At 34.9% G+C, this 9680-nt stretch carries 22 protein-coding genes and 1 pseudogene; all 23 read right to left on the bottom strand.

What is annotated here, in order from left to right; translation table 11 throughout:
* Positions 1-106, bottom strand: a pseudogene (locus ACH2BG_RS03490) (DNA-directed RNA polymerase subunit alpha); the annotation flags it as partial.
* Positions 107-130: 24 nt separating this feature from the next.
* Complete coding sequence (gene rpsD, locus ACH2BG_RS03485) at positions 131-736, bottom strand: 30S ribosomal protein S4 (RefSeq protein WP_395046332.1); 606 nt, start codon at positions 734-736, stop codon at positions 131-133.
* A 92-nt stretch (positions 737-828) separates the two neighbouring features.
* On the bottom strand, positions 829-1212 hold the full coding sequence (gene rpsK, locus ACH2BG_RS03480; protein WP_091476829.1) for a 30S ribosomal protein S11: 384 nt from the start codon (positions 1210-1212) through the stop codon (positions 829-831).
* Between the two features lie 8 nt (positions 1213-1220).
* Positions 1221-1595 (bottom strand): 30S ribosomal protein S13, encoded by a 375-nt coding sequence (rpsM, locus tag ACH2BG_RS03475; RefSeq protein WP_395046331.1) that lies wholly within the window; start codon positions 1593-1595, stop codon positions 1221-1223.
* 2 nt (positions 1596-1597) lie between these two features.
* Entirely contained in the window at positions 1598-1714 is a 117-nt protein-coding gene (gene ykgO, locus ACH2BG_RS03470; RefSeq protein ID WP_008992256.1) for a type B 50S ribosomal protein L36, read from the bottom strand.
* A 3-nt stretch (positions 1715-1717) separates the two neighbouring features.
* The gene (gene infA, locus ACH2BG_RS03465) at positions 1718-1933 is read right to left on the bottom strand and encodes a translation initiation factor IF-1 (RefSeq protein WP_007136545.1); all 216 of its coding nucleotides are present in this window, start codon (positions 1931-1933) and stop codon (positions 1718-1720) included.
* A 1-nt stretch (position 1934) separates the two neighbouring features.
* A complete protein-coding gene (secY, locus tag ACH2BG_RS03460; RefSeq protein WP_395046330.1) occupies positions 1935-3278 on the bottom strand; it encodes a preprotein translocase subunit SecY in 1344 nt (447 codons plus the stop codon).
* Between the two features lie 11 nt (positions 3279-3289).
* Positions 3290-3742 carry a 50S ribosomal protein L15 gene (gene rplO, locus ACH2BG_RS03455; protein ID WP_059013710.1) on the bottom strand — a complete coding sequence of 151 codons (453 nt, stop codon included), beginning with the start codon at positions 3740-3742 and terminating at the stop codon, positions 3290-3292.
* Positions 3743-3754: 12 nt separating this feature from the next.
* On the bottom strand, positions 3755-3937 hold the full coding sequence (rpmD, locus tag ACH2BG_RS03450) for a 50S ribosomal protein L30 (protein ID WP_011963452.1): 183 nt from the start codon (positions 3935-3937) through the stop codon (positions 3755-3757).
* A 12-nt stretch (positions 3938-3949) separates the two neighbouring features.
* Positions 3950-4474, bottom strand: coding sequence for a 30S ribosomal protein S5 (gene rpsE, locus ACH2BG_RS03445; RefSeq protein WP_091476826.1), 525 nt, complete (start codon positions 4472-4474; stop codon positions 3950-3952).
* Positions 4475-4480: 6 nt separating this feature from the next.
* Positions 4481-4831: a 50S ribosomal protein L18 gene (rplR, locus tag ACH2BG_RS03440; RefSeq protein ID WP_395046329.1), complete on the bottom strand. Its 351-nt coding sequence runs from the start codon at positions 4829-4831 to the stop codon at positions 4481-4483.
* Positions 4832-4842: 11 nt separating this feature from the next.
* Positions 4843-5388 carry a 50S ribosomal protein L6 gene (rplF, locus tag ACH2BG_RS03435; RefSeq protein WP_395046328.1) on the bottom strand — a complete coding sequence of 182 codons (546 nt, stop codon included), beginning with the start codon at positions 5386-5388 and terminating at the stop codon, positions 4843-4845.
* Between the two features lie 16 nt (positions 5389-5404).
* The gene (gene rpsH, locus ACH2BG_RS03430) at positions 5405-5803 is read right to left on the bottom strand and encodes a 30S ribosomal protein S8 (RefSeq protein ID WP_395046327.1); all 399 of its coding nucleotides are present in this window, start codon (positions 5801-5803) and stop codon (positions 5405-5407) included.
* A 139-nt stretch (positions 5804-5942) separates the two neighbouring features.
* Positions 5943-6212, bottom strand: a complete 270-nt coding sequence (rpsN, locus tag ACH2BG_RS03425) for a 30S ribosomal protein S14 (protein ID WP_091476820.1) — start codon at positions 6210-6212, stop codon at positions 5943-5945.
* 3 nt (positions 6213-6215) lie between these two features.
* Positions 6216-6767 carry a 50S ribosomal protein L5 gene (rplE, locus tag ACH2BG_RS03420; protein WP_395046326.1) on the bottom strand — a complete coding sequence of 184 codons (552 nt, stop codon included), beginning with the start codon at positions 6765-6767 and terminating at the stop codon, positions 6216-6218.
* A gap of 2 nt (positions 6768-6769) precedes the next feature.
* Positions 6770-7084 carry a 50S ribosomal protein L24 gene (gene rplX / locus ACH2BG_RS03415; RefSeq protein ID WP_091476816.1) on the bottom strand — a complete coding sequence of 105 codons (315 nt, stop codon included), beginning with the start codon at positions 7082-7084 and terminating at the stop codon, positions 6770-6772.
* Between the two features lie 12 nt (positions 7085-7096).
* Entirely contained in the window at positions 7097-7465 is a 369-nt protein-coding gene (rplN, locus tag ACH2BG_RS03410) for a 50S ribosomal protein L14 (protein ID WP_011963460.1), read from the bottom strand.
* A gap of 2 nt (positions 7466-7467) precedes the next feature.
* Positions 7468-7728: a 30S ribosomal protein S17 gene (gene rpsQ / locus ACH2BG_RS03405; RefSeq protein WP_395046325.1), complete on the bottom strand. Its 261-nt coding sequence runs from the start codon at positions 7726-7728 to the stop codon at positions 7468-7470.
* 17 nt (positions 7729-7745) lie between these two features.
* Complete coding sequence (gene rpmC, locus ACH2BG_RS03400; protein WP_395046324.1) at positions 7746-7937, bottom strand: 50S ribosomal protein L29; 192 nt, start codon at positions 7935-7937, stop codon at positions 7746-7748.
* 11 nt (positions 7938-7948) lie between these two features.
* Positions 7949-8374 (bottom strand): 50S ribosomal protein L16, encoded by a 426-nt coding sequence (gene rplP, locus ACH2BG_RS03395; protein ID WP_011963463.1) that lies wholly within the window; start codon positions 8372-8374, stop codon positions 7949-7951.
* A 20-nt stretch (positions 8375-8394) separates the two neighbouring features.
* Positions 8395-9156: a 30S ribosomal protein S3 gene (gene rpsC / locus ACH2BG_RS03390; RefSeq protein WP_011963464.1), complete on the bottom strand. Its 762-nt coding sequence runs from the start codon at positions 9154-9156 to the stop codon at positions 8395-8397.
* 5 nt (positions 9157-9161) lie between these two features.
* Entirely contained in the window at positions 9162-9572 is a 411-nt protein-coding gene (gene rplV / locus ACH2BG_RS03385; protein ID WP_395046323.1) for a 50S ribosomal protein L22, read from the bottom strand.
* Between the two features lie 6 nt (positions 9573-9578).
* Positions 9579-9680 (bottom strand): ribosomal protein S19 family protein (locus ACH2BG_RS03380; RefSeq protein ID WP_395046333.1); only part of this gene is annotated, 102 nt, incomplete at its 5' end.

The following is a 9680-nucleotide window of genomic DNA, read 5'->3' as shown; positions in this document are numbered from 1 at the left end:
TCAATCCGTAACCAGGTTCTAAAGGTCTGAATTCAAACTTACCTTCAAAATCGGTTGAATCGATCATGATAACTTTATCGGGCTTCTGAAAATTAAATAATGCCATAAATTATAAGACTGATGTCAATTATTATTTGTTGTACAATTCGACGATTAGTTGTTCTTTAATGTTTTCTGGAATTTGCAATCTTGCTGGAACAGAAACAAAAGTTCCTTCCATTTGTGCAGTATTCCAAGTAATCCACTCATAAACATGACTTGAATTTGATAAAGAACGGTCGATAGCTTCTAATGATTTAGATTTTTCACGAACAGCAACTTTGTCACCAGGTTTTAAATGGTATGAAGGTACATTTACAAGATCACCATTTACAGTTACGTGTCTGTGAGAAACGATTTGTCTTGCTGCTCTTCTAGTTGGAGCAATACCCATTCTGAAAACTACATTATCTAAACGTGCTTCACATAATTGCAAAAGGATTTCACCAGTTACACCTTTAGAAGCTGCAGCTTTTTTAAATAAACCTCTGAATTGTTTTTCTAAAATTCCGTAAGAATATTTAGCTTTTTGTTTTTCCATTAACTGGATAGCAAATTCAGATTTTTTTCCTCTTTTTTTAGCCATCCCGTGTTGTCCGGGTGGGTAATTTCTTTTTTCGAATGATTTATCATCTCCGAAAATAGCTTCGCCAAATTTACGAGCTATTCTTGTACTTGGACCAGTATATCTTGCCATTTCTAAAAATTTAATTAAGGTAGAGATTATGAATTCAGGTCATATCCTTCGATAATCTTAAATTCTACCTATTTATACTTACTATTATAAAATTATACTCTACGTCTTTTAGGAGGACGACATCCGTTGTGAGGAAGAGGTGTAACATCGATAATCTCTGTTACTTCAATTCCAGCATTGTGCAAAGATCTGATCGCAGACTCACGCCCGTTTCCTGGTCCTTTTACATATACTTTCACTTTTTTCATACCAGCTTCCATCGCTACTTTAGAACAATCTTCAGCAGCCATTTGAGCAGCATACGGAGTGTTCTTTTTAGAACCTCTAAAGCCCATTTTACCAGCTGACGACCAAGAAACAACTTCTCCTTTTTTGTTTGTCAAAGAAATGATGATGTTGTTAAAAGTTGCACTAATATGAGCTTCGCCTGTTGACTCTACTATAACTTTACGTTTTTTTGTACTTGCCTTAGCCATACTACTTATTATTTAGTTGCTTTTTTCTTGTTCGCAACAGTTTTTCTTTTACCTTTTCTAGTTCTAGAATTGTTCTTAGTTCTTTGACCTCTTAATGGAAGTCCAGATCTATGACGGATTCCTCTGTAACATCCAATATCCATTAAACGTTTGATGTTTAATGAAACTTCTGAACGCAATTCTCCTTCAATTTTGAAAAAAGAAACTGCCTCACGGATACCACCGATTTCGTCATCATTCCAATCTTGTACTTTTTTGTCTTGACTAACTTGAGCTTTTTCTAAAACCTCAATAGCTCTGCTTCTACCAATTCCGAAGATATAGGTTAATGCAATGACACCTCTCTTATTTTTGGGAATATCTACCCCTGCTATTCTTGCCATAATTATCCTTGTCTTTGTTTAAATCTAGGATTCTTTTTGTTAATAACGTACAATCTCCCTTTTCTACGTACAATTTTGCACTCGGGACTTCTCTTTTTTACTGATGCTCTTACTTTCATTTTTTAGTATCTATAAGTAATTCTTGCTTTTGACAAATCGTAAGGACTCATTTCAAGTTTCACTTTATCACCAGGTAATAATTTGATGTAATGCATTCGCATTTTTCCTGAAATGTGAGCAATAACGATATGCCCATTTTCTAATTCAACACGGAACATTGCATTTGATAATGCTTCAATGATAGATCCGTCTTGTTCTATTGCTGATTGTTTTGCCATATTAAGCTATTGCTTTTCTGTTTTTACCACTTTTCATTAAACCATCATAATGTTTGTTTAACAAATATGAATTGATTTGCTGAACCGTGTCTATTACAACACCAACCATAATTAATAATGATGTACCTCCGAAGAAATGTGCCCATTGTGACTGAACACCCATTACACTTACAACAATAGCTGGGAACACAGCAAGTAAAGCAAGGCATAATGATCCTGGAAATGTAATCAAAGACATAATATGATCTAAGTAATCGCCAGTTTCAACACCCGGCTTAACACCTGGTATGAATCCGCCACTTCTCTTTAAATCATCTGCCATTTTATTAGTAGGGACTGTAATTGCGGTGTAAAAGTACGTAAAAATAACGATTAACAAAGCAAATAATAAATTATACTCCCAACCAAATACATTTTGAAATCTTGAAGCCAATGATTGTGCTGTTTCGGATTTTGACAATCCTGCAACCGCAGCTGGTATAAACATAATTGCTTGCGCAAAAATGATTGGCATAACTCCTGAAGCATTTAGTTTTAATGGAATAAATTGTCTGTCTCCACCTAGTAAATCTTGTTCTAAGTCCCCTGTTACAGAACGACGAGCGTACTGAACTGGTATTTTACGAACCGCCATAACTATTAAAATACAACCGATAATTACCAATAACCAAAGAATGATTTCAAGAACAATTAACATTATTCCTCCTGTATTGTTTGTTGTTACAGATGAAAATTCTTGAATAAATGCTTGAGGCATTCTAGCAAGTATCCCTGCCATAATCAATAATGATATACCATTACCTATTCCTTTATCAGTAATTTTTTCACCCAACCACATCGCAAAAATTGTTCCTGTAGCTAAGATGATTACTGAAGAAAAAATAAATGCTGGAGAATTTCCTAACAAAAAGGCATCTTGTGGTAAAGTTCTGTATAGGTTATAAATATAACCTGGTCCTTGAACTAATGTAATACCAATAGTTAACCATCTTGTAATTTGATTCATTTTTTTTCTACCGCTTTCTCCTTCTTTTTGAAGTTTTTGTAAATAAGGAATCGCAATTCCCATTAACTGAACAACAATCGAAGCAGAAATGTATGGCATGATTCCTAGTGCAAAAACAGAGGCTTGTGAAAAAGCTCCTCCTGTAAATACGTCTATTAACCATCCAATTCCTTTATCAGTTTGACTTGTTAAATTTGCTAATTTAGTTACATCAATACCTGGTAAGGGAACTTGTGCTCCAAAACGATAAACCAACAGAAATCCTAATGTAATTAGGATTCTGTTTTTTAGTTCCTCAATTTTCCAAACGCTTAAAAACGATTCAATAAGTTTTTTCATCGTTTAGAAAATTACAATTCTATCGCTTCTCCACCAGCAGCTTCAATAGCAGCTTTTGCAGTAGCAGTAAATTTATGTGCACTAACTTTTAATTTTGCTTTAAGCTCACCTCTTCCTAAAATTTTAACAACTTCAGTTTTAGTAGCCAAACGGCTTGTAATAAATACTGTCATATCAACAGTATCAGTAACAATACCATTATCAACAAGTAATTGAAGATTGTCAAGATTTACACCTTGATACTCAATTCTATTGATGTTTGTGAAACCAAACTTAGGAACACGTCTTTGAAGTGGCATTTGCCCTCCTTCAAAACCAATCTTTTTAGAATACCCAGAACGAGATTTTGCTCCTTTGTGACCTCTTGCAGAAGTACCACCTTTTCCAGAACCTTCTCCTCTACCTAATCTTTTATTTTGATTATGTGTTGAACCTTCAGCTGGTTGTAAATTACTTAAATTCATAACAGTGTTTGGTTATTTAGCTTCTTCTACAGAAACTAAGTGTTTAACTTTGTTTATCATCCCAAGGATAGTTGGATTTGAATCATGCTCTACAACTTGACCCATTTTACGTAGACCCAAAGCTTCTAATCCTCTTTTTTGATCAAGTGGACAGTTGATTTTGCTTCTAACTTGTTTTACTAATAATTTAGCCATAATTTCCTTGAATTAACCTTTAAATACTTTCTCTAATGAAATTCCTCTTTGTCTAGACACTGTGTAAGCGCTTCTCATTTGCAATAATGCATCGAAAGTTGCTTTTACCACGTTGTGTGGATTAGAAGATCCTTGAGATTTTGATAATACATCGTGAATCCCTACAGATTCAAGTACCGAACGAACGGCACCACCTGCAATTACTCCAGTACCATGGGAAGCTGGCATTAAAAATACTCTTGCTCCACCAAATTTACCTTTTTGTTCGTGAGGAACTGATTGTCCACTTAAAGGAATTTTTACTAAATTTTTCTTAGCATCTTCTACTGCTTTCGCAATTGCCTCAGAAACATCTTTAGATTTTCCTAGTCCGTGTCCTACCACTCCGTTCTCGTCGCCTACCACTACAATTGCAGAAAAACCGAAAGCTCTACCACCTTTTGTAACTTTAGTAACACGATTTACACTTACCAGACGATCTTTTAATTCAAGACCACTTGGTTTTACTAACTCTACGTTTTTGTATTTATGATACATAATTTCTTAGAATTTTAATCCGGCTGCTCTCGCACCTTCTGCTAATGATTTCACACGACCGTGGTATAAATAACCACCTCTATCGAAAGTAACTGTATCGATACCTGCTTTCAAAGAAATTTCTCCAATTAGTTTCCCAACTGCAGTTGCAACTTCAATTTTAGTACCTTCGTTTACGCCTTTTTCACGTGATGATGCTGTAGCCAGTGTTACACCGTTTACATCGTCAATAAGTTGAGCATAAATTTCTTTGTTACTTCTGAATACAGATAAACGAGGTCTTGCAGCGGTTCCGCTAACAATCTTTCTAATTCTGTACTGTATTCTCTGTCTTCTATCAGATTTTGTTAATGACATAATCTTAATTTTTAAGCTGATTTACCTGCTTTTCTTCTTAATACTTCACCTACGAATTTAACACCTTTTCCTTTGTACGGTTCTGGTTTGCGGAAACCTCTGATTTTCGCAGCCACTTGACCTAAAAGTTGTTTATCGAATGAAGTTAATTTTACAATTGGGTTTTTTCCTTTTTCAGATATTGTTTCTAAAGTAACTTCAGAAGCAATTTCTAAAACGATGTTGTGAGAAAATCCTAAAGCCAAATCAAGTTTTTGACCTTGATTAGACGCTCTATAACCTACTCCAACAAGTTCTAACTCTTTTGTAAAACCAGTAGATACACCAGCAACCATGTTATTGATTAAAGCTCTATACAATCCGTGTTGAGCTCTTTCTTGTTTGCTATCAGCAGCTCTTTCTACAATAACTTGACCATCTTCAACTTTTACAGTTACATTGTTGGTATAGTTTTGTGTAAGTTGCCCTAATTTTCCTTTTACGGTAACGATAGAATCATTGATTTCTACAGTTACTCCAGCAGGAATTGCAATTGGATTTTTACCTATTCTTGACATTTCTAGTAGTCTATTATTAGTATACGTAACAAATTACTTCTCCACCAACATTGAGTTGCTTAGCTTGTTTCCCAGTCATAAGACCTTTTGAAGTTGAAACTATAGCAATTCCTAATCCGTTAAGGATTCTTGGTATTGTAGAAGAACCTGAATACTTACGTAAACCTGGTTTACTAATTCTTTGAATATCTCTGATTACTGACTCTTTAGTAACTTTGTCGTACTTTAGAGCGATTTTGATTGAACCCTGAACAGCGTTGTCTTCAAATTTGTAACTTAAGATATATCCTTGATCGAATAAAATCTTTGTGATTTCTTTCTTCATGTTAGAAGCAGGAATCTCAACCACTTTGTGGTTTGCTTTCGATGCATTTCTAACTCTCGTAAGATAATCTGCAATTGGATCTGTATACATTATGTATCAATTTGCGGTTATGGTTTTCATTTGATACTCATCAAACGAACCTTTAACCAGTTTATACTTATTTAATTAAAAATCTCAAATTACGAATTTGTATTAATATAAATTCGTAATTTGAAATTCTAATTGAATTTTACCAAGAAGCTTTTTTAACTCCAGGTATCAATCCGTTGTTTGCCATTTCACGAAATGTAACACGTGAAAGACCGAATTGACGCATATACCCTCTTGGTCTTCCTGTTAATTTACAACGATTGTGCAAACGAACTGGTGAAGCATTCTTCGGTAATTTTTGCAAACCTACGAAATCTCCAGCTTCTTTCAAAGCTTTTCTTTTCTCAGCATATTTAGCTACCGTATTTTCTCTTTTTACCTCACGGGCTTTCATTGATTCTTTAGCCATGTCTTAGTTCTTTTTAAATGGTAAACCCAATTCAGTTAATAATGACTTTGCTTCTTTGTCTGTAGCAGCAGATGTTACGAAAGTAATATCCATACCTGAGATTTTATTCACTTTATCAATATCAATTTCTGGAAAGATAATTTGCTCAAGAACTCCTAAGTTGTAATTTCCTCTACCGTCGAAACCTGTAGCTTTAATTCCACCAAAATCTCTTACACGTGGTAAAGATGAAGTAACTAATCTGTCTAAGAATTCATACATTCTTTCTCCACGAAGTGTTACTTTTGCTCCAATTGGCATTCCTTTTCTCAATTTGAAAGACGCAACGTCTTTTTTCGAGATAGTAGCTACCGCTTTTTGTCCAGTGATTTTCGTTAACTCTTCTACAGCATAATCGATCAATTTCTTGTCTGATACTGCTGCACCAACTCCTTTACTAATCACGATTTTTTCAAGTTTTGGAACTTGCATTACGTTTTTGTAACCGAATTCTTCCGTAAGAGCAGAGATAACTCTACTCTTATATTCTTCTTTTAGTCTAGGTATATAAGCCATTACTATAGTACTTGATTAGATTTTTTTGAAAATCTTACTTTCTTATCTCCTTCAACTCTAATTCCTACTCTTGTAGCTTCCTTAGTTTTAGGATCTATTAGAGAAATGTTAGATATTTGAATAGGAGCTTCTTTCTTAACGATACCACCTTGAGGGCTTTTTGCACTTGGTTTAGTATGTTTTGAAACCATGTTTACACCTTCAACGATCGCTTTATTTTTCTCACGATCTACCTTTACAACTTTACCTTCAGCACCTTTGTGGTCTCCAGCAATAACTCTAACGATATCTCCTGTTTTTATTTTTAACTTTATCATCTTAATAAATAATTAAAGCACCTCTGGCGCTAATGATACAATTTTCATGAATTGTTTTTCACGAAGCTCTCTTGCTACAGGACCAAAAACGCGAGTTCCTCTCATTTCTCCAGCAGCATTTAACAATACGCAAGCGTTATCGTCGAATCTGATGTAAGAACCGTCGGCTCTTCTCACTTCTTTTTTGGTACGTACAACAACTGCAGTTGAAACAGACCCTTTTTTAACGCTTCCGTTAGGGGCAGTATCTTTGATTGAAACTACAATTTTATCTCCAACAGATGCATACCTTCTTTTGGTACCACCTAATACACGGATAGTCAAAACTTCTTTTGCTCCTGTGTTATCTGCGACTCTTAGTCTTGATTCTTGTTGTACCATAATTATTTAGCTCTTTCAATGATTTCAACTAGTCTCCAACATTTAGATTTAGATAAAGGTCTTGTTTCCATGATCTTTACTGTGTCTCCAATGTTACAGTCGTTTGTTTCGTCGTGTGCTACAAATTTCTTTGTTTTTAACACGAACTTACCATATAATGGGTGTTTTACTCTAGTTACTTGTGCAACAACAATAGACTTATCCATTTTGTCTGAAGTAACAACACCAATTCTTTCTTTTCTTAAATTTCTTTTATCTTCCATCTTTAGCAGAATACAAATTATAGTAGCTCTCTTTTGCTAATTTCAGTGGCAATTCTTGCTACTGAACGTCTTAAACTTCTTATTTGAAGTGGGTTCTCGATTGGCGAAATTGCATGAGCGATTTTTATATCGTTATACGTTTTCTTTAACTGAACTAATTTAGCTTGTAACTCAGCAGCAGATAGATCTTTAATTTCTAATTGTTTCATAATTATATTTATTATGCTTCGAAATCTCTAGCAACGACGAATTTAGTTTTACATGGAAGTTTTTGTGCTGCAAGACGTAACGCCTCTTTTGCAACTGACAAAGGTACTCCTCCAACTTCAAACATAATTCTTCCTGGTTTAACAACAGCAGCCCAGTATTCAACTGCACCTTTACCTTTACCCATACGTACTTCAAGAGGCTTCTTTGTTATTGGTTTGTCTGGGAATATTTTGATCCATAATTGACCTTCTCTTTTCATAAAACGAGTTGCAGCAATACGCGCAGCTTCGATTTGACGTGATGTTAAAAACATTCCATCTTCATGAACAGATTTAATTCCAAACATTCCATTTGAAAGTTCATGTCCTCTTTGAGAATTTCCTTTCATTTTACCTTTCTGTACCTTACGGTATTTTGTTCTTTTAGGCTGTAACATTTTTCTTTAAATTTTAAAAATTACTTTCTTTTACGAGCGTCTGGTTTTCCACCTTTATTAAAAGGTTTTCTATCGCCTCTTGGAGAATCTCCACCTTTACCACCACCTTGACCAGCTTGTTTTTTGTCCATGCCTGCAAGTGGAGAAAGATCTCTTTTTCCATAAACTTCACCTTTCATGATCCATACTTTGATACCCATTCTACCGTAAGTAGTATGTGCTTCAGCCAAAGCATAATCAATATCGGCTCTGAAAGTTGATAAAGGAACTCTTCCTTCTTTGAAACCTTCTGAACGTGCCATTTCAGCACCATTCAAACGACCAGAAATTAAAACTTTAATTCCTTCTGCATTCATACGCATAGAGGCTGCGATTGCCATTTTGATTGCTCTTCTGTATGAGATACGGCTTTCAATTTGACGACAAATGCTAGTAGCAACTAAGAATGCATCTAGTTCAGGTCTTTTGATTTCAAAGATGTTGATTTGAACCTCTTTGTCAGTAACTTTCTTAAGTTCTTCTTTCAACTTGTCTACCTCTTGTCCGCCTTTTCCGATAATGATACCAGGTCTAGCAGTAGTGATAGTAACGGTTACAAGTTTCAAAGTTCTCTCGATGATTACTTTTGATACACTAGCTTTTGATAAACGAGCATGGATATACTTTCTGATTTTGTAGTCTTCAGCGATTTTGTCACCGTAGTCATTACCACCATACCAGTTAGAGTCCCATCCTCTGATGATACCAAGTCTATTTCCAATTGGATTTGTCTTTTGTCCCATCTTTATTAATTTGCTTGTGTGTTATTAATAGCTTCTAACACGATTGTTACGTGATTAGAGCGTTTTCTAATTCTGTGTGCTCTACCTTGTGGTGCTGGACGAAGTCTTTTCAACATCATTCCACCATCAACAGTGATAGTTTTTACAAATAAGCCTGCTTCTTCCATATTAGCGTCAGGGTTTTTTGCTTGCCAGTTAGCAATAACAGATAAAACCAATTTTTCTAATTTTCTTGAAGCTTCTTTAGAGCTAAATCTTAATATATTAAGTGCTCTATCCACTTTCTGACCTCTTACCAAGTCCGCAACTAAGCGCATTTTTCTAGGTGAAGTAGGGCAGTTATTTAACTTCGCGAAGGCTAGAGACTTATTAGCCTCTTTTCTTGCGTCTGCTGTTTCTCTTTTACGAACTCCCATTGCTTCTTATTTTTTACCTTTATTTTTTGCTCCAGCGTGACCTCTAAATGATCTTGTTGGTGAAAATTCTCCTAATTTGTGACCTACCATATTTTCAGTAACATAAAC

It is taken from the genome of Flavobacterium sp. (assembly GCF_043779715.1).
Taxonomy (GTDB): Bacteria; Bacteroidota; Bacteroidia; order Flavobacteriales; family Flavobacteriaceae; genus Flavobacterium.
The sequence above is the reverse complement of the archived record's forward strand: the minus strand, read 5'-3'. Positions and strand labels throughout refer to the sequence as shown.